Origin of the sequence: Nocardia sp. NPDC046473, from assembly GCF_040645995.1 — a bacterium.
Lineage (GTDB): Bacteria > Actinomycetota > Actinomycetes > Mycobacteriales > Mycobacteriaceae > Nocardia.
In genome coordinates this window covers 457,084-481,659 of sequence record NZ_JBEYZJ010000002.1, presented here as the reverse complement: position 1 = coordinate 481,659, position 24,576 = coordinate 457,084, and the positions used below count along the sequence as shown (strand labels likewise).

Genomic DNA, 24,576 nt, shown 5'->3' with positions numbered 1-24,576 from the left:
GTTGGACGAATGCGTACGTTACGGACATCGACTGCGTTGCAACAACCCATTCCCGTCGAGTATCCACGGTTCGCGTGGCAGATGTGCCGGGTCGAAGCTGTCGAGCAGTTCCGCCGCCGAGGTCGCCGGGTAGCCGAGCGAGTGGGCCATTGCGGCCACTACCTGGTCGGGCGTGTTGCCGAGCGCGCGTTGATCGGCCAGCGTCACCGCGCCGTCGCGTTTAGCCAGACGTTGTCCTTCGGCATTGAGAACCAGCGGAACATGGGCGTAGTGCGGCGCCGGAAGATCCAGCAGCGTCGCGAGATAGGCCTGACGCGGGGTGGACGGTAGCAGGTCGTCGCCGCGCACCACCTGATCGATGCCCTGCGCCGCGTCGTCGACCACGACCGCGAGGTTATAGGCCGGGACGCCGTCGGCGCGCCGCAGCACCACGTCGTCCACCGGTGCCCGGTAGCGGCCGTGCAGGTCGTCGACGATCTCGAATTCGGTTGCCGCCGCACGTAAGCGCAGTGCCGCCGGACGTCCCGCCTCGCGAAACCTGGTGCGCGCCTGGTCGGTCAGGGTGCGACAGGTACCCGGATAGGCGCCGAGCGGACCGTGTGGCGCCGTCGCCGCCTGCTGGATTTCCTTTCGCGTGCAGAAGCATTCGTAGGTGAGTCCGGCGGCGGTGAGTCGATCGATGGCGTCTTGGTAGTACGGAAGCCGCTCGGACTGCCGGACCACCGGGCCATCCCAGTCGAGTCCGATCGCGGCCAGATCATCGAGCTGCCGTTGCTCGGCGCCCGGTCGCACCCGGTCCAGGTCCTCGACCCGGAGCAGGAAGCGCCGGCCGGTCGAGCGGGCGAACGCCCAGGCGAGCAGTGCCGTGCGCAGGTTGCCCACGTGCAGATCACCGGACGGGCTCGGCGCGTACCGGCCCGCACCCGGCTCAGGCACGGGCCCGGCTCGGGCGCGATGACGTGAACACGGTGCCCATCGTAGATATCAGCCGCGCAGCTGCGGCATCAGCTCCGTCGGCGCGATCGGTGTCTGCGCGTCCAGCGCGTCGAGCAGTGCCCGCGAGTGGGCGATCAGGCCCGCACGGTCTATCCCGTAGGGCGTGTCCGCGCCGTCTGCGGGCTGGTACTCGGTCAGCCGGGTGATCGCGCGGGTGAGCAGGGTGCGCGCGCCCTTGGGATTACCGCGTTGGATGTGTGTGACACCGACAGCAAGTTGGGCAAGTGCCTGCCACAGCATCCGCTCGGCGAACGGTCCGTTCTTCCACGCGGCCTCTAATACCTCGTGCGCGTTGAATGCCAAACCGTCGTCCAGCAGTTGCTGAGCGAAGGTGAGCGTTTGCTGCGGCGGCAGGTCCAGATCGTCGGGAATTCGGGCAACTCCGACACTGCCCAGCGGCAGCGGACGGCCCAATCGGTCACGCGGACGAGAGTTAAGGGCGCGACCTGCGTCGTCGCGATCGCGTTCCACCATGGCTTCCATCATGCCCGCCGCTGGCGGTGGCGTCGATGAGCCAGTGTCCACAGAAAGAAACTTTGGCGGATCACGGAGCAATTACATCGGCCGAAAAGTTTGCGGCAGTCCGATCAGAGGAATGGTCAATAGCTGCTGGCAATGTTTCCGCAACATTTTACCTTCGCAAACTTGGCAGTTGCGATGATTCAATAAGCAAGAGACGGGCAAACTTTCGATAGACCTGCTAGGGTTTATCGCGCGGGGGCAACCTCGCGGGGGTGTATTCACCCCGACGTACAGTGCGATAACGACGCACCGTTGAGTTGCGCGCTTCCAGCAGGCGCGCAGGGGATTCGGCGTTGGCCGGGTGCCGGTGCTAGTTAGAACGATGTCAGAAGAAATCTCGTTCTCGACGCAGCAAAGGAGCTAGTGCCGTGGAGGTTGATTTGACGGATGCTGTGTGGCGCAAGAGCACATACAGCGGCCCTGATGGGAACTGTGTAGAAGTCGCCTTTCTAGTCGACGGCAAAATCGCGGTCCGTGACACCAAGGACAACGGATATGGCCCGGTGCTCGCGTTTGCCCCGGGGCAGTGGGACGCATTCCTAACTGGAGTGGCGCAGGGGGAGTTCGGCCGCGCCTGATAACAACAGGTCGTCTGAACAGGCACTATGGGCCCCGGGTCGGTACGGACTCGGGGCCGCGCAATATTCGGGCATCGGATTTCCGGCGTCCGAATACTTGCCTGTCGCCGATAAAGCGCGCCGGCCAGCTATTGGTTGTCGACTAACGCGGACGGCCGTTGCCGCCCGCGCCGTTCCCGTTCCGGCTATCGCGTTCCTGGTAATCGCGCAGCACCGCGAGCTGGCGCCGCTCCTCGTTGTGGTCGGCCTCGTGATTGCGCTCGGACTCCTCCGACGGATCGGCGCGGAAGAAGCTGCCGGTCCCCGGCTTGCCGGCCAAGCCGAGCTTGCTCATCTTCTTCGGCACCGGCGCGCCCTGGTACTCCAGCGGGATCGGATGGCCGTGTTCGTCCACCGGGCCGAGCGGCTGGTGCAGCTCGATGTACTCACCATCCGGCAGCCGTCTGATCACGCCGGTCTCGACGCCGTGCTCGAGCACCTCGCGGTCACCGCGCTGCAGGCCTAGGCAGATTCGATACGCCACGAAGTAGGCCAGCGGCGGAAGCAGCAGGATGCCGATCCGGCCGGTCCAGGTCGTCGCGTTCAACGAGATGTTGAACTTGTAGGCGACGATGTCGTTCACGCACGACAGCGTGAGCACCACGTAGAACGCGATCGACATCGCGCCGATCGCGGTGCGCACCGGCACGTCACGTGGACGTTGCAGCAGGTTGTGATTCACGGCGGAGTCGCCGGTCAGTCGTTTCTCGATCCACGGGTAGGTGATCAACGCCGTGAACACCAAGCCCATGATCAGCGCGCCCCACACCGGGGCGGGCACCGTGTAGCGGCCCAGATACAGCTCCCACGGTGGGATGAGGCGCATCATGCCGTCGGTCCACATCATGTAGAAGTCCGGCTGCGAACCCGCGGAGATCTGAGAGGGGTTGTACGGACCCATGTTCCAGATCGGGTTGATCTCCAGCAGGCCACCCATGATGGCGACGATGCCGAGGGTGAACGCGAAGAACGAGCCCTGATCCAGCGAGAACACCGGCACGATGCGCGCGCCGACCACGTTGTTCTCGGTGCGGCCCGGACCGGGGAACTGGGTGTGCTTCTGATACCAGACCAGCGCGACGTGTGCCGCGATCAGCGCGAGCATGATGCCGGGGAATAGCAGCACATGCGCGATGAACAGGCGCGGAATGATGATGGTGCCCGGATAGTCGCCGCCGAACATCAGCCAGTGCATCCAGGTGCCCACGATCGGTATGCCGAGCGTGATGGACGAGAACGCCGCCCGCAGGCCGGTACCCGAGAGCAGATCGTCGGGCAGTGAGTAGCCGAAGTAGCCCTCGAACATCGCCAGGATCAGCAGCAGCGAGCCGATCACCCAGTTCGCCTCGCGTGGCTTGCGGAACGCGCCGGTGAAGAACACCCGGAACAGGTGCACGATGATCGATGCCGCGAAAAGCAAGGCGGCCCAATGGTGTACCTGCCGCACGAACAACCCGCCACGCACCTCGAACGAGATGTTCAGCGCCGTCTCGTAGGCTCGCGACATGGTGACGCCGCGTAACGGCTGGTAGGCGCCGTCGTAGACCACCTCGGTCATGGACGGGTCGAAGTACAAGGTCAGGTACACGCCCGACAGCAACAGGATGATGAAGCTGTACAGCGCGATCTCGCCGAGCAGAAACGACCAGTGCGTCGGAAAGACCTTGTTGATCGACCGCTTGAGAAAGCTGGCGGCCTGATATCGCTCGTCGGCGGAATTCGCCTGCGCGCTGACCTTGCGACCGAGTTGAGTAGCCATGGTCGACACCCCGCCCCTGGAGAGTGGTATGCGTTCTACTACAGACGGTAGCAGGTAGCCTGCGCGGAATCGATAGGTTTTGCCCGATCTGCTTGCAGAACAAGATCATTCAGCCGCAGTCGGCCATGCCGCAGGCGGTGTTTCCTGGCGCTCGAGTCGCGCGGGCGGACAGGTTCGATACTGTCGGGCGGTGGGTTCGATGGCGGCGCAGGACGCGACGATGTACTGGCTCTCGGCCCGTACACGCAACGACCTGTTTCTGCTGTACTGCTTCACCGATACCGGGCGTCGCACTGAGGACCTGCGCACTTTCGTCGCCGAACGCAGCGCGCGGATCGCCGACCTGCGGGTCCGAGCGCGTGTCGTGCCGGGCGATCTCGATTACCCGTCGTGGGTGCAGTGCGATTTCGCCGCCGACCAGTTTGTTGAGCATGTGCTGGCAGAGCCGGATTGGGCGCATCTGCAGGCCGCACTCGGCGAGGTACTCGGCACCGGAGTGGACGCGGCGGTGCGGCCGTGGCGACTGCATGTGTTCCGCGGCATCGTCGATGCGCCTGGGCCGAACCGGGCGGGACCGGTGCTCGTCGCGGTGCTGCAGATGTCGCACGCACTCGCGGACGGACGGCGCGCCGCCGACGTCGCGCGAGCGTTGTTTGCCGAGGCGGATCCCGGAGTCGAGACCGGCCCGAAGTCTGTCGGGGGCGCTACTCGCACGGATCGGCTGCTCGGCGCCCGCACTCTGGCCACGGTGGTGACGCGCGCGGCCGCTGCCAAGGTTGCCGGATTCGGACCGTGTGCCACCCTGCGGGATTCGGCTGTCGGCGTGCTTCGCGGGCCGATCGGATCGGCGACCTCCGCGCCGGTGGATGCGGTGCTGGCGTTACCGCAGCTGCCGATTCGTTTGGCCCGGACCGCTTTCCGTGGTTACCAGGCATTTCGAGCTCAACAGAAGCTTGCGGAGCTCACCGAGGCGGGCAGGCTGCCGTCGCCTGGGCCGGACTTCCCGCCAAGTCTGGTTAATCAGGCTGCAACAGAAGCTGATTGGGCACATCAAGTACGAATGATTGTGTGCGACTCGGCGGCTTTGCGAGTTCCCGGGCGCACGGTGACCGTTGTCGTGCTGACCGCCGTGTCGCTCGCACTTACACGCTACCTCGATGGGCGGGGTGGGGCAGTGGAGCGGCTCGGCGCTCAGGTGCCCATGGCGCTGTCCGATACCTCAATAGCAAACGCGCGCAACAACTATCGCAGCCTCAGTGTCGATCTCTGTATCGATGAACCCGATCTCCGGCTTCGTGCCGATAAGATCGCGACGACCATGGCCGACCGCCGGGTGCGGGCACAGCATCCGCTGCTGTCGGCGCAAGATCGCGTCACCGCCGTCGTGCCCGCCCCGCTGCTCCGTCGCGATGTCGACCGGTACCCCCTGGCCACGGTTCCTGACTCCATCGCAGGTCACACGGTTGTTTCCAGCGTGCATCGCGGTCCAGCGAACCTTATGTTCGGCGGCGGCCGGGTCCGCTTCACCGGCGGCTTCCCGGCGATCGGCTCGGTCATGCGGTTGACCCACGGAGTCCACGGACTCGGGGAGACGGTCACGATCTCGCTGCATGCCGATACCGCGACAATTCCCGATCTCGACAGCTATGCCGAGCTGTTGCGTGTCGCACTGGACGAGACGGTGCAACGATTGAAATGATTGCGCTACAGCCGAATTCGGGGTTCTAATGGATCTGGCCGTCGGCGGGTTTGTGCCAGACCAGTGAGTATCGCCAGTAGGTGAGCCGCCGCACCCGTGCCCCGGGAAGTAATGCGACCGCTTGTGCCGCACTTGACGAGTCGTCAGCGGCGGATCGAGAACCACCGGCATGGCATCGTGGCTCGGCTCCATGGCATGCCAAGCTCCGCGACCGAAGCTACGAAGACCAGCGAACGCGACCCCGAGTACCCGGTGCCCGATCGCCGCCAAGACTTCTACCGGCAGTTCCCGAGGCAGGTCCGCGCGCGGCAGCGCCACAACAGCCAGCACCCCGCCCGGCCGCAGCGCGTCGGCCAGCACCGGCAACGCCTTGTCGAGCGGCAGATGATGCAGCGTGCTGATCGACACGATCGCGTCGTAGCCCGCTGCGGGCAGCGGTTGTTCCAGCACATCTCCCAAAACGCAGGTGACATTGTCGGGCGCCGCCTGCTTCGCGGCATCGATCATGACCGGCGACCGATCGATGGCATCCACCTGTTGGGCATGCTGCGCCAGTTCGACCGCGAACGCGCCGGCCCCACACCCGACGTCCAGCACCCGCGCACACGGTTTCGGCAGTTGTCGCACCAGAAACCGGTGGTAGAAGCTGTTGTGATTCCACTCCAGTCCAGCCATCAATCCCACTTTGCCACAGTATTTCCGGGCATCGATGCGTCAGTCGAGCGCCAACGTCGCCGTCACCGTGTCACCGCTGACCGTCGACGTGGCCGTCTCGAGCAGCCTGCGCGCCGCAGAATTACCAACCGTGGTGACCGCTACCACCCGCCGCGCACCGATCTCCGCGGCAACAGTCCGCAGCTGCTCGGCAACGGCCCGGCCCACACCGCGCCCCCGATCCGAGCGACCGATCCACACCCCCGCCTCGACCCCGTCCTCGCCCGGCTGCAACCGCGCGGCCCCCACCACCCGACCGCCCGCCACTATCAAATAGGTGTACTCGACCGGCGCATCCGCCAACAGCGCCCGCCCGCGATGGAAATCCAGAAACGCCTGCTTGCGTTCCGCATTCCACCCTGGCGCACCATCCACCGGCGGCATCACCTCCAGTGGATCCGCGTCGGCGACCGCCGCCTCGAGCAGCGACGCGAGATTGTCCGCCGTCAGCGGCTCGAGCCCGACCGGCTCCGTATTCCTGTGCACAGCCCAGAGCCTCCTGGAACGGTCATGCCTGGTCAACGGAATTCCTGACGGCTGCTCCAACTCGAGCCGGGCCGCTACCACTTCGGCGGATACCGCGGTGCCGCGGCAACCGCGCCGGGACAAGCAAGGGCGCCTGAGTGGAAGTCACCGTGCCCGGCGACAAGCCGGCCAGCCAGGATTCAGCGGGTCCAGCTAGTGCGTTCGGGTCGACCCGCAGGGTAAAAGCGCAGGCTTTCGATGACCGAAAGGCGGCATCGGTGACGGACGAGCCTGCGCGGGTGATCAATTCGGCTCCGCGTCGCCGGCGAGCCGAATGCGGTCGGGCGACTCGACGTCTGAGAGGACGGGATGCTGCGCGCTGGTGAGGTTTTCGCCGGGTATGTGATCGAGCGCAGGCTGGGTCGCGGCCGGATGGGATCGGTGTATCTCGCGCGGCACCCTCGCAACTCCCCAAACCTGGCTCTACAAGGTCAACTAACCCGCAGCGGCTCTGCCCGCCGAACGCTGTGCCGATCGATCAACTCCGCCGCGCGACCGGCGAACATCAGCGGTCTATTCGCTGGTAGCACACCATATTTGCGACTCACCGCCGCCCAGTAACCTGTTGCCGCATCGAGAGAGACTTTCTCGCAATGCTGCTACCGTGGGTGCACCGTCAGCTTCTGGGCGGTTGCCAGGACTAGGGGGATTCGCCGGTGCCGCACCCGTCGAAAACACGTGTCCTGCAGGGACTGTGCGGTAGGCGCGGTGAACCTGCGGTTGCCACACTGTGTTCCGGTCCTCGACGTGCACTCGTTAGCAATGGTCACCTATGGTCGGTTGACACCTGATACACCTCCGACCTTTCCCGAGGCGCTTGGTCGAGCCAGGCGCCCGCGCACCGACCGTCTGGAGCCACGTCCTTGACCACGTCACCATTCATCGAGACCGCAGCGCCCGGAGTCTGCCCTGTTCAGCACGGGTCGCCCATCGACACCGATGGTCCCCGAGTGCAGCTGCACACTCCGGAGTTCGCCGCCGATCCGCATCGGGCGTACGCCGAGATGCGTCGGCAGTACGGCTCGCTGGTGCCGATCGAGCTGGCCCCGGATGTGCCGGCCACCCTGGTGGTCGGCTATCAGGCCGCATTGCGAATCCTCAACGACCCCGAGCACTTTCCGGCCGACCCGCGGACCTGGCAGCAGCACATCCCCGACGACTCGCCCGTCAAGCCGATGATGGAGTGGTACCCGAACGCGTTGCGTAACAGCGGCGCCGCGCACGCGCGCTACCGGCAGGCCTACACCGTCGCCATCGACGGAATCGACCTGCACGCGCTGCATGCCACCGTGGAGCGGATCGCCATCCCGCTGATCAACACCTTCTGCGCGACCGGCTCGGCCGACCTGGTGACCCAGTACGCGTTCCCGCTGGTCTTCGAGGTGCTCAACCAAATGGTCGGCTGCTCAGCGGAACTGGGCCAGCGGGTGGCGACCGGCATGGCCGCGCTCTTCGACACCGTCAACGCCGCCCAGGGCATGCAGATGCTCAGCGAGGCGCTGCTGGAGCTGATCGGCCTGCGGCGCGCGGAGCCCGGCGACGACGTCACCTCCCGACTAGCGCACCACCCGGCCGAACTCGACGACACCGAAATGCTGTGCCAGCTCATCAGTTTCTACGGCGCGGGCATCGAACCGCAGCAGAACCTGATCATCAACACCCTGATGCTGATGGTCACCGACGACCGGTTCGGCGGCGATGTCCTCGGCGGCAGCATGTCGACCCGCGACGCCCTCGACGAGGTGCTGTTCAACGACCCGCCGATGGCGAACTTCTGCACCTCGTACCCGAGGCAGCCGATCCTGATCGACGACAACTGGTTGCCCGCGCACCAGCCGGTGCTGATCAGCCTCGCGGGCTGCAACAACGATCCCGAGATCCGCGGCGGCGACCGCACCGGCAACCGCTCGCACCTGGCTTGGGCCGCCGGACCACATGCCTGCCCGGCCAAGTCGGTCGCTTACCTGATCGTGCAGGACGCCATCGATCAGCTGCTCGACGCGCTCCCCGAAATGGAACTCGCCGTGCCCGTCGACGAATTGGTGTGGCGGCCAGGGCCGTTCCATCGCGCGGTCGCGGCACTGCCGGTCGTCTTCCCCAAGTCCCCTCCGTTGAACATGATGTAAGGAGCGTCCGATGGAGCATGAACCGATAGTTCTGGACACGACCGGTTCCGACATTCAAGGCGAGTCCGCGCGGATCCGGGCGCGCGGACCCGTCGCGGTAGTGGAATTACCGGGCGGCGTGCCCGCGTGGTCGGCCACCGACGCGGCGGTGCTCAAGAGCCTGCTCGCCGATCCGCGCGTCTCCAAAGATCCTCGGCAGCACTGGTCTTCGTTCATCAACGGCGAGATCACCGAGGCGTGGCCGTTGCTGCCCTGGGTCGCGGTGGACAACATGTTCACCGCCTACGGCACCGACCATCGGCGGCTGCGGAAATTGGTCTCGCCCGCGTTCACCCATCGCCGCACGACGGCGCTGCGGCCGCGGATCGAGGCGATCACCGAGAACCTGCTGAACGCGCTGGCCGCCACCCTGCCCGGCGAATCAGTGGACCTGCGTGCCGGATTCGCGTATCCGGTGCCGATCCAGGTGATCACCGAAATGATGGGCGTGCCGCAACATCTGGGCGGCGGCCTGCACAAGTGCGTCGACGGATTCTTCGACACCTCGTTCACGCCCGAGCAGGCGCAGGCCAACTACCTCGAAATGTACCGGCTCATCAGCGAACTCGTCGCCTACCGTAGCGAGACCCCCGGTGACGACGTCACCAGCGTCTTGATCGCCACCCGCGACGAGGACGGCTCCCAGCTGATCGAGAAGGAACTCGTCGACACCCTGATGCTTGTCATCAACGCGGGTCACGAGACCACTGTCAACCTGCTCGACCAGGCGATCTTCGCGCTGCTGACCCATCCGGAACAGCGCGCCGAGGTGGTCCAGGGCCGGGTGCCCTGGTCGGATGTGGTGGAGGAAACGCTGCGCTACGAGGCACCGGTCGCGCACCTGCCGTTGCGCTACGCGGTCGACGACATCGACATCGGCGACATCCGAATCCCCAAGGGGGAGGCCATTCTCGCCTCCTACGCGGGTGCTGGACGCGACCCGAACCTGCACGGCGCGACGGCCGACCAGTTCGACATCTATCGCACCAACAAGGACCACCTGTCCTTCGGTCACGGCGCCCATCACTGCATCGGCGCCCCGCTGGCCCGGCTCGAAGCGGCGGTCGCGCTCCCCGCCTTGTTCGAGCGCTTCCCGAACCTCCGGCTCGCGGTGGATCCGGCCGAATTGCAGCCGGTCGGTAGTTTTGTCTCCAATGGTCACCGTCAACTGCCGGTGTACCTGGGGGAGTAGGTCGAGCTGCGTGGGGTGTCGTGCGGAGGACACCCCCACGCGTATTCACTCGATGAAGGCCAGCCCAGCGATACCTTCCGCGCCAGGTGCGGACTCACACCCAGCGCGCTGCTGGCCGGCGGCGCCCGAATCGTCGTGCCCAACTCGCGGGCAGTAGGCACGCGGTAAGTGTTGTTGCCGAGAGGGTTTCGATGTTGCGCTGATCATCGACCCAGGAACGAGTGGTTGCCGTCATGGTGCGCGGTGCCGGTGCGCCGGGACAGTACGGTGCGAGCGCGGTGAAGAATTCGTCGCCGGCGCCTTGCGCTCGCAAAGGTCGGTCACCACAACATGTTCGACCGCGTCATCCTCGGCCAGGACGCGCGGTAACCTGCCCCCCGCGCGTTGCCGGATGGGTCGATGAGCGCCTGATTCTACAGTGCGGCAGGATATCTCGAAGCTAGTATTGGCTTGCCGAGCGACGTCACATTCGGGCCGGTCGACCGCTTGTCACACGCGGTCGGCAGCGAACTCGGTTCGAGTGGCGCCCCGTCCGGCGGACTCGAGGTCTGAGGGGGCTGAATGCTGCGCATCGGTGAGGTTTTCGCCGGATACGTGATCAAGCGTCAGCTGGGCCGCGGCGGTATGGGATCGGTCTACCTCGCGCGGCATCCGCGCCTGCCGCGACTGACCGCATTGAAGCTGCTCTATCCGGATCTGTATGCCGACAACGAGATTCGGGCCCGATTCGAACGCGAGGCGGATCTGGTTGCCCGGCTGGACCACCCGAACATCGTGACGGTGTACGACCGCGGTTTCGACGACGGACAACTGTGGATCTCGATGCAATACGTCGACGGCATCGACGCCGCCGATCTCGACCCGCGGACGCTGCCGCCGGAGCGGGCGGCACGGATCATCGTCGAGACCGCGAAAGCGCTCGACTACGCGCACGCCGCCGGCGTGCTGCACCGTGACGTGAAACCGGCCAATATTCTGTTGGCCCGCGCGACCGCCGGACAGGGCGAGCGGGTGTTGTTGACCGACTTCGGTGTTGCCCGACTGCGGGACGAGTCCCGGCAGTTGACGGAGACCGGCGGGCTCGCGGCGACGCTGGCGTACGCGTCACCGGAGCAATTGTCGTTCATCCCGGTCGATCACCGATCCGACCAATACTCGTTGGCGTGCAGCCTGTTCTGGCTGCTGTCGGGCACATCGCCGTTCGCGGCAAGCAGCCCCGCCGCCATCATCGCCGGTCACCTGCAGCATGCGCCGCCGCTGCTGCACAACCTGCGGCCGAGCGTGCCACCCGGCGTGGATACGGTACTGGCGAAGGCGCTCGCCAAGCAGCCCGACGAACGTTTCGCGTCCTGCACGGAATTCGCGATCGCGGCGCAGCAGGCTTTGGCGGCGCAAAGTCCCGCCGCGCAACCGACGCCACAAGACGGCCAGCAGGCACCCCGCCCCGCCCGTCGGTCGCTGCGCCGAGCCGGTATCGGCGGGTTGGTGCTCGGCGTCGTCCTCGCGCTGGTGGCCGGGATCCTTTGGGCGACAGGCGACCACTCCACCACGAAGACCAGCACCGCGACCGGACCCGTTGCGCTGCAACCGATCGACTGGTCCGCAGCCGTCGCGCCGGGCACGACCGGAGGTCCCGCACCGTTCCAGGCGCTGATGCAGATCGACGCCGACGGCAAGCCGGTGCCTAGACCCAGTGCCGCGGCCAGTCCGGCCGGTGACGGTAAAGCCACATGCGAGCCGGTGACCATCGCGTCGACCGCGCCGCGTACCGGGAGCGACGCCGGGACCGATCGTGGTCTGCTCGGCGGCGTGCAGCTGGCCGTCGATGAATTCGCCAAGGCGAACCCCGGCTGCCGGGTCACCGTGCGCGAATTCGACTCCGGCGGGTTCCCGCAGACCGCGGCCGATGTCGCGCGGCAGATCGTGAACGACCCGTCGATCGTCGCGCTGGTCGGACCGTTGTCGGCCGGGATTCAAGCCGCCGGTGGGATTCTCGGTGATGCCGGGCTGCCGGTCCTCTTTCCGGGCACCACACCCGTCGATCGGGTCAACGGGTGGCGCAGCTTCTTCCGCGGCGTGGCCGGCACCGATGTCTACCGCCGGGCTGTTGGCAAATACCTCACCGAGACAGCACATTTCAGCAAGATCTGCATCGTTCGTGACGACACCGGATTCGGCAAGGGCATGGCGCACGACGTCGTCGCGATGCTCGGTAGTGCGGCCGACCCCGGCTGCCGGTCGGACGTCAAGCAGGGCGATCGCGACTTCAGTACAGCGGTGAGCAAGGTCGCCGCCGCCAAGCCGGACGCGGTCTTCTACTCCGGCTACAGCGCCGAAGCGGCCGCATTCGCCCAGCAGCTGAAACAGGGCGGCGTGCCAGCGGCTTTCGTCGCCACCGAGGGTGCGCTCAGCACGGATTTCGTTGCCCAGCAGCAAAATTGGGTTCGTGGCGCGATCCTGTCGTGCACCTGCGGTCCGGTCTCCGGAAAGTTCTACTTCGACTTCCGCGCGGTGAACGGCCAGGGGGCGGGCTGGAACGCTGTGGAAGCCTACGACCTGGCCACGATCGCGCTGAACGGCATCGCGACCGGCCGCCGCACCCGCGGCGACCTGCTGGACTATCTGCGCCGATACGAAGGTACCGGCCTGGCCCGCACCTATCGCTGGACGGCCACCGGCGAACTGCTGACCCCGGGAATCTGGATCTACCAGGTCACCTAGCTAGGATCCCCGGGGTGTCTGTACCGAAAGCCGAATTGCATCTGCACATCGAGGGAACGCTGGAACCGGAGCTGGCCTTCGCGCTGGCCGAGCGCAACGGCGCCGAGTTGCCGTTCGCCTCGGTGGCGGAGCTGCACCACGCCTACCGGTTCGAGGACCTGCAGTCGTTCCTCGACCTGTATTACCGGCTGACGGACGTGCTCCGGGTCGAGCGGGACTTCACCGACCTGGCCGAGGCGTATCTGGTTCGCGCCCGCGCGGCAGGCGTCCGGCACGCCGAAATCTTCTTCGACCCGCAGGCCCACACGGCCCGCGGGGTGCCGTTCGCGACCGTCGTCGACGGCCTGTGGGCGGCGCTGCGCGACAGCGAGCAGCGGTACGGCATCACCACCAAGCTCATTCTGTGTTTCTTGCGCGACCTGTCGGTCGAATCCGCCCTCGAAACCCTCGAAGCCGCCGAGCCGTACCTCGATCGGATCGTCGCGGTCGGACTCGATTCGGCGGAGGTCGGTTATCCGCCGGCCAAGTTCGCCGCGGTCTACGAGCGCGCCCGCGAGCTGGGCCTGCGGGCGGTGGCGCATGCCGGTGAGGAGGGCCCGGCAGCCTACGTGGCCGAGGCACTGGATGTGCTCCGCGTCGAGCGCATCGACCACGGGATTCGGGTGCTGGACGATCCAGAGTTGGTCCAGCGGCTCGTTCGGGAGCGGATCCCGCTGACGGTCTGCCCGTTCTCCAACGTGCGGCTACGCGTGATCGACAAGCTCGCCGACCACCCGCTGCGGCAGATGCTCGAACTCGGCCTGGTCGCCACGGTGAACTCCGACGACCCCGCCTATTTCGGTGGCTACGTACAGGACAACTTCGACGGCATCCGAGATGCCTTGGACCTGACCGTCGATCAGCTGCGCACCCTGGCCCGCAACTCCTTCGAGGCCTCGTTCATCGACGAGCCGACTCGCGCTCGATACCTGAACGAGGTCGACGCCTACCGCTTCTGATCCGCGGCGGAACCGCCGAGCACCCACGCGGCGGGCCCGCCGCCGCTGCGTCGGTGGACGGTGCGCCGACACCGTCGGCGGCCCGAGTGGGCGATCGAACGTGTCGGCAGACGCGCCGGGGATCGACCGAGAACGCCTCCGCCGAGCTCGTGGAGGGAGGAACCTCGGTACTGCTCCGCGTTGTCCTGCTCCTGCCGCTGCCGAAGATCGGACTTCACAATGCGTCATCGTCTGTCGATCATTGCTCTCGCCACCCTGGGTTCCGCCCTGGCATGGTTCCCAGGAGCCGCCGCTACCGCCGCACCGCTCGACTCGACCGCCACACACATGGTGGATCGGGCCCTGATGAGCAAGCAGACCGTCTCGGTCAAGGGCCGACTGCTCTGCAACGGTCAGCCGTCGACCAGTGCTCAGTCCCAGGTGCAACTTCTCAACAAAAGGGTCGGTAGTGACGACATTCGGCGAGGCTACCCGGCGAACGACGGCACCTTCATGCTGAGTTTGACCGTCGACGACTTCTACGCGATAGACCCGGAATTACACGTTTATACCGGCTGCGCCGCGGCCCCGCACTGCACCAGGCTGATCAAGTCGACGGTGCCCGACAAGTACATCAACAACCCGGCGCCCTACGACGAGGGCACCATCAATCTCGAAGGAAAACAGGCCAACGAGGAAACCACCTGCTGAACCGATCCGCAGCGCGGTCAACGTCTTTCGTTCAGTCTGAGCCCCGTTGCGGCAACGACGCCGGGCTGCCACCCGTGTCACCCCTCGTCCGTATTACCTGCGGCCGAGGCAGATCGTCAGTCCGTTGGTGACGCCTGGATCGAAGGTGATCCAGGCGGGCGACGTCGCCGGGCAGTTGCCGTCGTTGGACTGGTGCCGGTCGATCACCTCGTGGGTGGCCGCCGGGTCCGCGCAGTCGACCTGTCGCGATCGGTCGGCGGGGCCGGTGCCGCCGGAGGCGACGCAGTCGCCGACCTTCGAGTAGATGACGGCGTTGTCGGCGGCCGGGCCGAGGCAGATCGTCAGCACCAGATCCGCCTTGTCGTTGTGTGTCATCGAGAAGGCGCTGGCGCCCAACACATCTGGACACTGTGGCTTGGTCGGCCGTTGATGCAGTGCGCGGACCGTCAGCACCCGAAGGTTGGCCTCCGGGGAATCGCACCGCACTATCTGGCGCAGCTCCCTGTTGGTGCAATCGCCGACCTGTGCCGAATCGAGGTTCTGCGGATCGTTGATGAGCACGCACAGCACGATGGCTCGTCCGCCGAGTGAAGCCTGCGCGAACGCCTGCCTGGCTTGCGGTTGATCACGGCACGCCTGATCGGTGACCGGAACCTGTCGATGCAACTCGGTGCTGAGCACCCGGGTCGACTTGTTGGCCGCGCACGGAATGCGATGCACGCTGTCACCAGCGCCGGTGACCTCGACACAGTCGTTCGGCTGCAACGCGCCAGGATCGTTGGTGTTGAACCGAGTAGGGGTCAGGCACAGCGCGACCTCAGCGTTCGCCCCCGGGACATCGCCGACGGCCTTGGTGACGTCGGAATACTTCATGCACGCCGACTCCATCGGCCACACCACTGCCTCGCGGGCCGTGATCCGGTACGTCGCTTTGCTGTCGGCACAGCCGTATTCGATCGGCGTCGCCGTGTCGATCGAGACACAGTCGCCGACAGCCAGCGCTATCGGTTCCGGCCGGAGTAAAAAGTAGCCGCCGATCGACACCGACCCGACCAGCACAAGCACCGCGGCCAGCCCGATCCACACCCACTTCCGGCGCCCACTGGATCGCACGGGCATCGAACCCGGTTGCGCGTCAGGCGATGTCCACGAATCACCCACCCACGGCTCACCGACAACGTGCCCACCGTCGGGAACCCCATACGGCGTCTGACCATCGCCAGGCCCGCCACCCACACCCGAATCGACATGGTTGTACCACTGGTCTTGCACGATCTTCCCCCACCGGCCGAACACTCAGCCCTCGAGCACCCGCGCACCCGCGCGGAACCGATGATCATACCGCGCGAAGAATCCACCGCAACCGATCGAAAGCCGTTCAGGCATAACCACATCGACGGATCGTTGGGAGTCTCGACGGACCCGTTGCGGGCATTTCGTCAACAGCTGGTTGGATACGTTCACCCGCACAAGCTGCTCCATCACATGATCAAGGTGAACCATCCCGGTGACTGAAGCACCTACTCGCACAAGGAGATGGCTTTCGGCTGCGGTTGTGGTGGTCGTCGTTGTTCTCGGCGCGTTCGTCGTGGACTGGCTGTTCTTCATGTCCCGCTACGATTCGCTCACCTGGATGTTGACACCGCCCCCGCACATCGACGACGTCACCTACAGTCGCGTGGATTCCGCACCCGAGGGCAGCGAGCAGTATCAGCGCTTGGTCGAGCGGTATGGCGGTCCGCAGTCGTCGGATCGCCGCTGGCCGTTGCCGTTCGCGGTCGACCGGTCGGTGCGCGCATGCCAAGATTCGCCTTGGCTGCTGTTCGTCCACGACTACTCCGGCACGATCCACCTGTACAAACTCAACTCAGGTTGTGCATAACCCGGACAGCAAGTGCGGCATCCGCAGCTGGGTGGTCCGCGAATCCTCAGTTTGTTTTCGGCGCGATGCGAACTTCGGGCTCGACTGTTGATCGGTAATCGACTGTGCAACAACATATTTGGCTGCTCTGCTGCGTCTGACCAGTGCGATGAAGTCGGCGTCGGTTCGTAGCAGATTTGTCCAAGGCATCTCATCCCCCTGTCCGGATCATGAGTATGTCGGCGCGATCCCGTCGACGAACTATCCGAATGAGAAGGCGTGGGGCGGCGCAATTGCTTTCGGCCGCTGCATCCCTTGGGGGTAAGGAGCAGTCGTGATGAATCTCTTCCCGTTGGCGTGCCGTGGCAGACGGCTGCGTCGCGCGCCGCGCATGCGATCGGTGCAGGTGGGCGACATGCGCGTCACCTATGTGCCTGATGGCGTGGTCGGTCTGCGTCCACGCGGATGGCTACCCGAGACCACCGCCGCCGACTGGCGCGTGCACGCCCGCTACCTCGGTTCCGACGGCTGCCTGGTCGCCGGAATCGGTGGGCTGCTTGTCGAAACCGGCGGCCGCCGCATGCTGATCGATGCGGGCGTCGGCGCTGTCTCGGTGCCCGCGGACCCCGCCAACCCGTTGACCGGAGCTCTGCGCGGCGGTGCGCTGCTCGACAACCTCGCCCGCCTCGGCGTCCGCCCAGATCAGCTGGACGCGATCGCCATCACGCACATGCACATCGACCACATCGGCTGGGCGCTACATCCGGCCTTCGCACGGACCCGGCTGCGCATCCCCGCTCCGGAGTGGGCGTGGTGGAACGCACTGACGCCGGCGCAGTTCGACGAACTGCTCGACCGCATGGCGCCCTGGGCGAAGGGAAAGATCGACCTCGCGCAGATACTCGGTGTGCTGGCACCACGCGTCGAAACCGTCAGCGACGGAGCGCAACTCGCGCCGGGCGTCACCGCCGTCCTGACCCCTGGGCATACCGCAGGCCATACCGGGTACACGCTCACTTCGCGCGGGCGAACGATGCGGGTCTTCGGTGACGTGCTGCATTCGCCCCTCCAGATCCGTCACCCGGAGTGGGCGTGCGCCGCCGACCTGGACCCGGATCGCGGGGTCCTCCAGCGCTGCCGGCTTGTCGACGAGCTCGCCGAGACCGGCGACCTCGCGGCCGGAATCCACTTCGCCGACGTGGTTTTCGGCACGGTCCGCCGCGATCTCGACGGCGCCACCTCCTGGGTACCCGCATGGACACGACCGCGTGTGACCGAGGAGGCCACGTCGATCGCATCGCCGAGCTCGCCCTGGCCTGGGGCAGCACTACCTGCGAAAGAGCCGTCGGGGCAGCAGCGTCCGACGGCCCGTGGATGAAACGGCGAGACGACCGAAAGGCCAAGCATGTCAACGATGTTCGGCATTGACATCTCAAACCATCAACAGGATTTCGACTTCGGCGCGGCCTGGCGCGAAGGCTTCAGGTTCGCGACCCACAAGATCTCCGAGGGCACCTGGTCCGATCCCTGCTGGCCGCGTGCCCGCGCCGAGATGCAGACCCACTTTCCGGACGCCTGGGGCGGCTACGTGTTCTGCAGGGTCGGCACCGATCCCGAGCGGGAGGCCGACGCCGCGCTGGCACACTCCGGCGGTAAGTGCCGTCTGCAGATCGATTACGAGGACCTCGAGGCCGACGGCAGCATCGAAGACCTGTCGGCCCGGATCACCGCATTGACCGACCGCGGCTTCGAGCTGCTGCCGATCTACCTACCGCGCTGGTACTGGTCGGGGCACATGGGCTCCCCGTCCCTCGCCGAGCTGCCGGTCGGTATCTGGAACAGCCACTACGTGCCCGGCGAGGGCTTCGCCAGCGACCTGTACCCCGGCGACGAGCACCCCGGCTGGGCGCCGATGGGCGGCAAGAACATCGACATCCTCCAGTTCTCCTCCACCGCCGACGTCGCAGGCCAACTCGTCGACGTCGACGCCGTGCGCGGCGGCGAACCCGCCCTCGACAGTCTCTTCGGAAAGGACACCGAAATGACCCAGGCCCCGCGCTGAACCGAGGACCGTTTTATCCGCTGCGCGGCAAAAGAAAAGCCCTGACCAAGTGGTCAGGGCTTTTCGTAGCGGAAGGAACGGTATGGCTTTCGAACCCGCCTGCCGAGGCCAGGAGACTTCTGGAAACGCTCGATGACCTGTGCTGACGCTAGCTAGTTGCCGGTGTCGTAGTTGGTTGCGAAGGCAAGTACACGCGATGCAAGAGGCATGTAGGGAGGAACCCGCATCCGACGCGTGAAGCCCAGACCGGTCTGCAGCGCATACAAACCGTGCCTGCCATTGAATCGGTCGATCAGTTCCTTCACCGTGACGGCATCATCGGCCGTGTTCGGATATAGGATCGCGTCGAGCTTCTCTTGCAGCTTGCCCACTAGCGGCTTGATGGCATTGATCATATCCAGCACGCTGGGATCGGAAGTCATCTGTTCCAGCTCGCGACGCTTCAGCCAAGTCTCCCTAGCCTCCCTAGTGAAATGGAGCATGTAGCCCCGGTCCATATACACGTTCACCGCTGGTTCTCCGTGCAGACGTGCCGTGAAGTCGTACTTGAACGCGTTGATATCGCCGTGCAACAGCGCATCGCGTATTTTCACCAACCAGCGATACTCGAACGACGTGCTCAGCAGGTCGTCGAACAGATCCAACACTGCTTTCTCTTGCGGGGTCCGTCGACCGAACGCGTCACGTACGGCACGGATTGACTGATCCTTGTGGCTGTGTAGTGCACTGGTGAACGAGATCAATGCCGAACGCAACCTACGCCGTCGCTCATCGATGGCATCCTCATCGGCCAACGAGATTCGATTGTCTCGTAGATCGGCAAGCACCCCGATCAGCACATCGCAGAATCTGTCGCTTTCATCCGAGATGTGCCGCAATAGCTCACTGTCCAACATCCGCCGAAGCCGGTCGTACGCATCGCCGTAACGCTTGTTTTCGTCTTCGGTGAACGAACACACCTTCGTGAAGATGATTGCCGCATCGACATTGGGATCGTGGTAGCCCAGTATCGCACCGTATGGGTCAGCAGCGGCAGCTGCGTCGTCGGCCGCGTCTTGATCCATTTGCTGTTGAGCAGTCTCTTGAGCTGCTCGGAAGCTGGCGCCCACAGACTCGATGCGCTGCCGAATCTCGTCCTCCGAGGGCACTCCCTCGGACAACCAGCGGTGACCGTCACGCACGATGCCGTCCAGAACGTTTTGAAGAGAACCCTGTGCAGCGGCGCGTGTCATCCGGTCCCGGGCATCGGGGGTGCTCGCGTAATCCGTCATCGCTGCGCTCATCGCCTGGGCCAGGGCACGAAATGTCTCGATGATGATGACCATCGCCGGACTGGTCGGCGGCGGTGCGGTGTCCGGCGAAACACCGTCCTTCCACACGTCCGCAGCGTTCTCGCAGAAACCGAACGGGTCATCACTCTCGATGCCTTCCAGGCTGGCGACAAACTCCTCCAGTCGACCGACCCATTCCCCTACTTGCGCTGTATCTTCCTGTTCCTCTTGCACGTTCTTGTCATTCTCGGACATACCGCTAAACCCTTCGAGGAGGTCGGATCGGCACCGGGAGGAACAGTGTCGCCGCCACCGTCGTTTGCCAAGATGATAGTGAAGCTCTCGCCGGCTTCGACTGCGGCGAGGACCTTGCCGCAGTCGTTGCGGAGGTCGCGTTGGTGAATCGCCTTCATATCCGGCAGGCTATCCAAACTGCTACGCCGTGCACAGAGTTCTACAGAACGTGCTGCCACGGCTGAACGGGGCTCCAGCCCGAACGATTCGGTCCAGCAACTGCCGAAACCGGCGTCTGCGGACGAGGCCAATGTCCCGCTCCGCCCGACCCGGAGGAGCCTGTCTTGGGCGTGTTGGTGCGGTCAACAAGACCTCGACCTGCGGAAACAACGGAGATTGCTCCAAAATGGTTCACCAGCAAGCCTTTTGGTCAACAGAGCTGAGCGATCGCCGGTAGGGAGGTGTAACGAAAAACGCCCCTGACCAGACAGTAAGATCCGGTCAGGGGCGTTTGCCGTGGCGGAGGATAGGGGATTTGAACCCCTGAGGGCGTTAACCCAACCCGCGTTCCAGGCGAGCGCCATAGGCCACTAGGCGAATCCTCCGTGGAGCAGCATACCGGGTGGGGGACGCTTGACGCCAAACGGGTCCGTTCGGACCAGGAAAGTCCCAGTTCGGCCCGGTTTTGACCCCGTTTCGGGTACCCGGCGCAGGGGGCTGGGCGCGGGAGCGGCTACACTGGCCGACGGATCCCGCGCGGCGCGCATCCTGTGAACTCCCCCAGGGCCGGAAGGCAGCAAGGGTCAATGGGCTCTGCCGGGTGCGCGGGGTCCCCTTATTTTTGAGGGGCCTCGCCCGGGCCGCAGCCCGGCTGCCGAATAACGCCTCCAAATCCGAGCAACGCACGGGTAACGTGAACTACGGTCCGGCGACGCACGATGCGCTCGGCGGGCTGGAACGTCCGGCCGCCGCACATCGGTCCGGCCACAACCCACGTCCCCGCTGCTTCGAAAGGCTGCCCAGGATGCCCCGGCAAACGCAGATCGGTTTGATGAGCCACGAGGAACTCGTGTCCGAACACGAGACTCAGGACGCGAACTATGCGACGCTCAAGACCGAGAAGCTCACGCTGGACCTGACGCGAGGAAAACCCTCGCCGGAACAACTCGACCTGTCGCTGGAACTGCTTTCGCTGCCCGGTGACGGCGACTATCGCGACGGCACCGGCACCGATTGCCGCAATTACGGCGGCCAGCACGGACTTCCGGAGTTGCGCGCCATCTTCGGTGAGCTGCTCGGCATCCCGGTGGACAACCTGCTGGCCGGCAACAACGCCAGCCTCGAGCTGATGCACGACGTGCTCGCCTTCGCGATGCTGTACGGCACCAACGACTCCGAACGTCGCTGGGCCAGCGAGGACAAGCTGAAGTTCCTGTGTCCGACCCCCGGCTACGACCGGCACTTCTCGATCACCGAGGTGCTCGGCTTCGAGATGATCCCGGTCCCGATGCACCACGACGGCCCGGACGCGCACGCCATCGCCGAATTGGTCGCGAACGACCCGCAGATCAAGGGCATGTGGGTGGTGCCGAACTACTCCAACCCGTCCGGCGTCACCTTCTCCGAAGAGGTTGTCCGGGAACTGGTTTCGATGCCCGCCGCGGCCCCGGACTTCCGGCTGATCTGGGACAACGCCTACGCCGTGCACCCGCTGACCGACACCGCGGCCCCCGTGTACGACGTGCTCGGTATGGCCGCCGCGGCCGGAAACCCCAACCGCCCCTTGGTATTCGCCTCCACCTCGAAGATCACCTTCGCCGGTTCCGGCGTCAGCTTCCTCGGCGGCTCCACCGCGAACCTGAACTGGTACCTCGGGCATGCGGGAAAGCGGAGCATCGGCCCGGACAAGATCAACCAGCTGCGTCATCTGCGTTTCTTCAAGGACGCCGACGGCGTGCGCGCGCACATGCAGAAGCATCGCGCCATCTTGGAGCCGAAATTCGCTGCGGTGCTGCGGATTCTGGAGGACCGGCTGGGCGCGTCCAAGGTTGCGTCCTGGACGGAGCCGAAGGGCGGCTACTTCGTCAGCCTGGATGTCATGGAGGGCACCGCGGGGCGGGTGATCGCGCTCGCCAAGGACGCGGGCATCGCGCTCACCGCCGCCGGTTCGGCGTTCCCGTTGCGAAATGACCCGGAGGACAAGAACATTCGGATCGCGCCCAGCTTCCCGAAGCTGCCCGAGCTGGAGAAGGCGATGGACGGCCTGTCCACCTGCGTGCTGCTCGCCGCCACCGAGAAGTTGCTCGGCAAGTAAACGAAAACAGCGGGCGCGTACCGAGGTACGCGCCCGCTGCGGGAGTCCCTGGTCAGTTCGGTTTGTGCGCGAGCACGGCGAACATCGTCACCGAGAGGTGGATGTCGCCGCTGGCCGCGCCCGCCTCGAGGTCCTCGACCAGCCGGTCGCGCTGCTCCTCGGTGATCACGCCGCGCGCCACCGCCATCGCGGAGATGCGGGTGACCAGCGAGCCGACGCCGACGGTGCGATCCTGCACCAGGGCGTGCGAGCCGATGTCGTCGATCACCAAGCCCGCCTTGGTCAATTGCCCGGGCAGCCTGCGGCCGGAGAACGGGTTGGTGGTCGCGGAGATCAACGTGTCGACCACCTCGCGGACCACCTGACGCTCGCCGGGATGCACGATCGCGGTGCCCCAGTCGCTGTCCACCACCACGACGCGGCCGCCGGGACGCAGCACGCGCGCGATCTCGTTGGCGGCCCGGTTAGGCGCGGTCAGATGCTGAAACACCCGCTCGCACAACGCGGCATCGAAACTGCCCGCGCCGAACGGCAGGCCGTAGGCGTCGCCGGAATGGAACTTGGCCGGCGAACCGGTTTGCGCGGCACGGCGTTCCGCAGAGGCGAGCAGGTTCGGATCCGGCTCGACGCCGACCGCCGCGCCGCCGGGGCCGACCGCGTCGGCGAAGGCCATCACCTCCGTGCCGGTGCCCGAGCCGATGTCGAGTGCGTGTTCGCCGGGACGCAGCGCGAGCGCGTCGTGTGCCCAGTCCCGCAACCTGCGGATACCGGGCAGCGCGGCTTGTAAGTCGCGCACGTCGACGAGTTGATCCTGGCCTGCTCGATCGAAGCGATCGGGGCGCAAAGTGTAGGTGTCCATGGGCCCGTTTCCATCCCTAGCCGTGGCCACCTCGTGGGGTGCCGATGTAGGTACTGCCGTCTGCTGAGGCATGCGGTGGAGCCTACGCGGGGGCCTATAGCGACGCACGGCAGGGATGTGAGGCCCGTCACGGCGCCGTGGGTCAGCGGGCCCACAGGTACGCGGTCGCGGCCAGCGCGGCCACGGTCCAGGCGATCAACTCGCGCGGTGCGCCCTGGGCGATCTCGATCATGAGGCCCGCGTACACGATCGCCAGGATCACCGGTATCACCCAGTGCCGGTCGTCGATCTCGGTTATGTGGTGATCGCTCGCGATGCCGCGCCGCACACCCGTCAGGATGACGATCATCGGGATCACGCCCGAGATCGTCGCGACGAACAATCCCCACGCGGGCGCATCCACCAGGAACCCGGCGATTACCGAGGTGACGGTATTGACCATCCACGGCGCCCCGAGTTCGGTCAGCACCCGCGCGGTCCGGACCGCTGCCGTCTCCGGTTTACCTCTAGCGACCGCTCAGCTGTCGCCGGATACCCCCTTGCATACGGTCATCCAACCACGCGAAGATCCGCGAAGCCCACCTACTCCGATGGGGGTGACGATGCGGTTCGACCGCGATGAGCAGGACGCCTTCACACCGTCTTGACAAGTGAGATGATCGAGTCCGTCCGAGCATGTTTGTCACGGTGGGAAGGAATGGCGATGAGTCGCAAGCTTTGCCTGGCGCAAGACGTCGAGGCGGACGAGCTATTGACCGAGGACCACTTCGCCACCCTGCTCGGCATGCTGCTCGACCAGCAGTATCCGATGGAGCACGCCTTCCGCGGCCCGAAGAAGATCGCCGACCGGATGGGCGGCTTCGACATCCACCGCATCGCCGAGGCCGATCCCCAAGAATTCGAAGACCTCTGCGCCACCCCACCCGCCATTCACCGCTACGGCCGCTCCATGGCGCGGCGCGCCCAGGAACTCGCCCGCTACATCATCGAGAACTACGACGCTAAAACCGAGAACCTGTGGAAGAACGACAAGCCCGACGGCGCCGAGGTCCTGCGTCGGCTCAAGGCGCTGCCCGGATTCGGCGACCAGAAGGCCAAGATCTTCCTGTCGCTACTCGGTAAGCAGCGCGGGGTTCAACCGGCGGGGTGGCGAGAAGCGGCAGGCTCCTATGGCGACGAAGGTTCCCGCCGTTCCGTCGCCGACGTGACGGACGCCGAATCACTGGCCCAGGTAAGGGAATTCAAGAAGCAGGCGAAGGCGGCGGCGAAACAGGGGTAGGACCGAGACGCTCTGCGAACGGCGTCACCGCGCCGATTGATCGCATTCTCCTGTGCCGTACCGCGTACCCGGGGGTGTTGTGTGGGGCGGTTGCGGCG

At 65.6% G+C, this 24,576-nt stretch carries 20 protein-coding genes, 1 tRNA gene, 1 other RNA gene and 2 pseudogenes; 14 read left to right on the top strand and 10 right to left on the bottom strand.

The features are described 5' to 3' along the window. Nucleotides 1-18 precede the first annotated feature (18 nt). Nucleotides 19-936, bottom strand: a complete 918-nt coding sequence (gluQRS, locus tag ABZ942_RS07715; protein ID WP_357379923.1) for a tRNA glutamyl-Q(34) synthetase GluQRS — start codon at nucleotides 934-936, stop codon at nucleotides 19-21. 48 nt (nucleotides 937-984) lie between these two features. Continuing rightward, nucleotides 985-1,470, bottom strand: coding sequence for a DUF309 domain-containing protein (locus ABZ942_RS07710; RefSeq protein WP_357379922.1), 486 nt, complete (start codon nucleotides 1,468-1,470; stop codon nucleotides 985-987). A gap of 416 nt (nucleotides 1,471-1,886) precedes the next feature. On the opposite strand from ABZ942_RS07710, the gene ABZ942_RS07705 reads away from it, so the two are divergent. Continuing rightward, a complete protein-coding gene (locus ABZ942_RS07705) occupies nucleotides 1,887-2,096 on the top strand; it encodes a DUF397 domain-containing protein (RefSeq protein WP_357379921.1) in 210 nt (69 codons plus the stop codon). A gap of 142 nt (nucleotides 2,097-2,238) precedes the next feature. Here the strand turns inward: ABZ942_RS07705 and ABZ942_RS07700 are convergent, their stop codons facing one another. Further along, nucleotides 2,239-3,894 carry a cytochrome bc complex cytochrome b subunit gene (locus ABZ942_RS07700; RefSeq protein ID WP_357379920.1) on the bottom strand — a complete coding sequence of 552 codons (1,656 nt, stop codon included), beginning with the start codon at nucleotides 3,892-3,894 and terminating at the stop codon, nucleotides 2,239-2,241. Between the two features lie 199 nt (nucleotides 3,895-4,093). On the opposite strand from ABZ942_RS07700, the gene ABZ942_RS07695 reads away from it, so the two are divergent. After that, nucleotides 4,094-5,593 carry a wax ester/triacylglycerol synthase domain-containing protein gene (locus ABZ942_RS07695; RefSeq protein ID WP_357380357.1) on the top strand — a complete coding sequence of 500 codons (1,500 nt, stop codon included), beginning with the start codon at nucleotides 4,094-4,096 and terminating at the stop codon, nucleotides 5,591-5,593. Nucleotides 5,594-5,965: 372 nt separating this feature from the next. Here the strand turns inward: ABZ942_RS07695 and ABZ942_RS07690 are convergent. Together ABZ942_RS07690 and ABZ942_RS07685 are read right to left on the bottom strand one after the other, a co-directional pair. Beyond that, nucleotides 5,966-6,268, bottom strand: a pseudogene (locus ABZ942_RS07690) (class I SAM-dependent methyltransferase); the annotation flags it as partial. 39 nt (nucleotides 6,269-6,307) lie between these two features. Continuing rightward, nucleotides 6,308-6,793, bottom strand: a complete 486-nt coding sequence (locus ABZ942_RS07685) for a GNAT family N-acetyltransferase (protein ID WP_357379919.1) — start codon at nucleotides 6,791-6,793, stop codon at nucleotides 6,308-6,310. A gap of 348 nt (nucleotides 6,794-7,141) precedes the next feature. On the opposite strand from ABZ942_RS07685, the pseudogene ABZ942_RS07680 reads away from it, so the two are divergent. From ABZ942_RS07680 to ABZ942_RS07655, 6 genes and pseudogenes are all read left to right on the top strand, one after another. Next, a pseudogene (locus ABZ942_RS07680) lies at nucleotides 7,142-7,237 on the top strand (hypothetical protein); the annotation flags it as partial. 545 nt (nucleotides 7,238-7,782) lie between these two features. Further along, nucleotides 7,783-8,958, top strand: coding sequence for a cytochrome P450 (locus tag ABZ942_RS07675; protein ID WP_357379918.1), 1,176 nt, complete (start codon nucleotides 7,783-7,785; stop codon nucleotides 8,956-8,958). Nucleotides 8,959-8,968: 10 nt separating this feature from the next. Continuing rightward, nucleotides 8,969-10,189: a cytochrome P450 gene (locus ABZ942_RS07670; protein ID WP_357379917.1), complete on the top strand. Its 1,221-nt coding sequence runs from the start codon at nucleotides 8,969-8,971 to the stop codon at nucleotides 10,187-10,189. A 561-nt stretch (nucleotides 10,190-10,750) separates the two neighbouring features. Beyond that, the gene (locus ABZ942_RS07665; RefSeq protein ID WP_357379916.1) at nucleotides 10,751-12,910 is read left to right on the top strand and encodes a bifunctional serine/threonine-protein kinase/ABC transporter substrate-binding protein; all 2,160 of its coding nucleotides are present in this window, start codon (nucleotides 10,751-10,753) and stop codon (nucleotides 12,908-12,910) included. Between the two features lie 14 nt (nucleotides 12,911-12,924). Then, nucleotides 12,925-13,908 (top strand): adenosine deaminase, encoded by a 984-nt coding sequence (locus ABZ942_RS07660; RefSeq protein ID WP_357379915.1) that lies wholly within the window; start codon nucleotides 12,925-12,927, stop codon nucleotides 13,906-13,908. Between the two features lie 219 nt (nucleotides 13,909-14,127). Then, complete coding sequence (locus ABZ942_RS07655; RefSeq protein ID WP_357379914.1) at nucleotides 14,128-14,598, top strand: hypothetical protein; 471 nt, start codon at nucleotides 14,128-14,130, stop codon at nucleotides 14,596-14,598. A 93-nt stretch (nucleotides 14,599-14,691) separates the two neighbouring features. Here ABZ942_RS07655 and ABZ942_RS07650 read toward each other — a convergent pair whose 3' ends face one another. Next, nucleotides 14,692-15,717, bottom strand: a complete 1,026-nt coding sequence (locus ABZ942_RS07650; RefSeq protein WP_357379913.1) for a hypothetical protein — start codon at nucleotides 15,715-15,717, stop codon at nucleotides 14,692-14,694. Nucleotides 15,718-16,105: 388 nt separating this feature from the next. On the opposite strand from ABZ942_RS07650, the gene ABZ942_RS07645 reads away from it, so the two are divergent. The 3 genes from ABZ942_RS07645 (at nucleotide 16,106) to ABZ942_RS07635 (ending at nucleotide 18,521) form a co-directional block, all read left to right on the top strand. Further along, a complete protein-coding gene (locus ABZ942_RS07645; RefSeq protein ID WP_357379912.1) occupies nucleotides 16,106-16,480 on the top strand; it encodes a hypothetical protein in 375 nt (124 codons plus the stop codon). A 316-nt stretch (nucleotides 16,481-16,796) separates the two neighbouring features. Then, nucleotides 16,797-17,837, top strand: a complete 1,041-nt coding sequence (locus ABZ942_RS07640) for an MBL fold metallo-hydrolase (RefSeq protein WP_357380356.1) — start codon at nucleotides 16,797-16,799, stop codon at nucleotides 17,835-17,837. Between the two features lie 36 nt (nucleotides 17,838-17,873). Beyond that, the gene (locus ABZ942_RS07635) at nucleotides 17,874-18,521 is read left to right on the top strand and encodes a glycoside hydrolase family 25 protein (protein ID WP_357379911.1); all 648 of its coding nucleotides are present in this window, start codon (nucleotides 17,874-17,876) and stop codon (nucleotides 18,519-18,521) included. A gap of 152 nt (nucleotides 18,522-18,673) precedes the next feature. On the opposite strand, the gene ABZ942_RS07630 is transcribed toward ABZ942_RS07635, so the two are convergent. Next, nucleotides 18,674-20,047, bottom strand: coding sequence for a hypothetical protein (locus tag ABZ942_RS07630; RefSeq protein WP_357379910.1), 1,374 nt, complete (start codon nucleotides 20,045-20,047; stop codon nucleotides 18,674-18,676). 496 nt (nucleotides 20,048-20,543) lie between these two features. Then, nucleotides 20,544-20,631: transfer RNA gene (locus ABZ942_RS07625), tRNA-Ser, on the bottom strand. A 139-nt stretch (nucleotides 20,632-20,770) separates the two neighbouring features. Between ABZ942_RS07625 and ffs the strand changes: the two genes are divergently transcribed. Together ffs and ABZ942_RS07615 are read left to right on the top strand one after the other, a co-directional pair. Next, an RNA gene (gene ffs / locus ABZ942_RS07620) (signal recognition particle sRNA small type) lies at nucleotides 20,771-20,865 on the top strand. Between the two features lie 185 nt (nucleotides 20,866-21,050). Then, entirely contained in the window at nucleotides 21,051-22,340 is a 1,290-nt protein-coding gene (locus tag ABZ942_RS07615; RefSeq protein ID WP_357379909.1) for an aminotransferase class I/II-fold pyridoxal phosphate-dependent enzyme, read from the top strand. 52 nt (nucleotides 22,341-22,392) lie between these two features. On the opposite strand, the gene ABZ942_RS07610 is transcribed toward ABZ942_RS07615, so the two are convergent. Both ABZ942_RS07610 and ABZ942_RS07605 read right to left on the bottom strand, forming a co-directional pair. After that, nucleotides 22,393-23,199, bottom strand: coding sequence for a methyltransferase domain-containing protein (locus ABZ942_RS07610; RefSeq protein WP_357379908.1), 807 nt, complete (start codon nucleotides 23,197-23,199; stop codon nucleotides 22,393-22,395). Between the two features lie 142 nt (nucleotides 23,200-23,341). Continuing rightward, nucleotides 23,342-23,668, bottom strand: coding sequence for a hypothetical protein (locus ABZ942_RS07605; RefSeq protein WP_357379907.1), 327 nt, complete (start codon nucleotides 23,666-23,668; stop codon nucleotides 23,342-23,344). A 234-nt stretch (nucleotides 23,669-23,902) separates the two neighbouring features. On the opposite strand from ABZ942_RS07605, the gene ABZ942_RS07600 reads away from it, so the two are divergent. Continuing rightward, on the top strand, nucleotides 23,903-24,478 hold the full coding sequence (locus tag ABZ942_RS07600) for an HhH-GPD-type base excision DNA repair protein (protein WP_357379906.1): 576 nt from the start codon (nucleotides 23,903-23,905) through the stop codon (nucleotides 24,476-24,478). Nucleotides 24,479-24,576 lie beyond the last annotated feature (98 nt).

What these genes read in the sequence shown, in the direction of transcription:
- ABZ942_RS07610 (WP_357379908.1), bottom strand. Translation starts at nt 23,199, where the DNA reads ATGGACACCTACACTTTGCGCCCCGATCGCTTCGATCGAGCAGGCCAG.
- ABZ942_RS07615 (WP_357379909.1), top strand. Translation starts at nt 21,051, where the DNA reads ATGCCCCGGCAAACGCAGATCGGTTTGATGAGCCACGAGGAACTCGTG.
- ABZ942_RS07655 (WP_357379914.1), top strand. Translation starts at nt 14,128, where the DNA reads ATGCGTCATCGTCTGTCGATCATTGCTCTCGCCACCCTGGGTTCCGCC.
- ABZ942_RS07635 (WP_357379911.1), top strand. Translation starts at nt 17,874, where the DNA reads ATGTTCGGCATTGACATCTCAAACCATCAACAGGATTTCGACTTCGGC.
- ABZ942_RS07650 (WP_357379913.1), bottom strand. Translation starts at nt 15,717, where the DNA reads ATGCCCGTGCGATCCAGTGGGCGCCGGAAGTGGGTGTGGATCGGGCTG.
- ABZ942_RS07665 (WP_357379916.1), top strand. Translation starts at nt 10,751, where the DNA reads ATGCTGCGCATCGGTGAGGTTTTCGCCGGATACGTGATCAAGCGTCAG.
- ABZ942_RS07600 (WP_357379906.1), top strand. Translation starts at nt 23,903, where the DNA reads ATGAGTCGCAAGCTTTGCCTGGCGCAAGACGTCGAGGCGGACGAGCTA.
- ABZ942_RS07710 (WP_357379922.1), bottom strand. Translation starts at nt 1,470, where the DNA reads ATGGTGGAACGCGATCGCGACGACGCAGGTCGCGCCCTTAACTCTCGT.
- ABZ942_RS07700 (WP_357379920.1), bottom strand. Translation starts at nt 3,894, where the DNA reads ATGGCTACTCAACTCGGTCGCAAGGTCAGCGCGCAGGCGAATTCCGCC.
- ABZ942_RS07630 (WP_357379910.1), bottom strand. Translation starts at nt 20,047, where the DNA reads ATGTCCGAGAATGACAAGAACGTGCAAGAGGAACAGGAAGATACAGCG.
- ABZ942_RS07640 (WP_357380356.1), top strand. Translation starts at nt 16,797, where the DNA reads ATGAATCTCTTCCCGTTGGCGTGCCGTGGCAGACGGCTGCGTCGCGCG.
- ABZ942_RS07670 (WP_357379917.1), top strand. Translation starts at nt 8,969, where the DNA reads ATGGAGCATGAACCGATAGTTCTGGACACGACCGGTTCCGACATTCAA.
- ABZ942_RS07695 (WP_357380357.1), top strand. Translation starts at nt 4,094, where the DNA reads ATGGCGGCGCAGGACGCGACGATGTACTGGCTCTCGGCCCGTACACGC.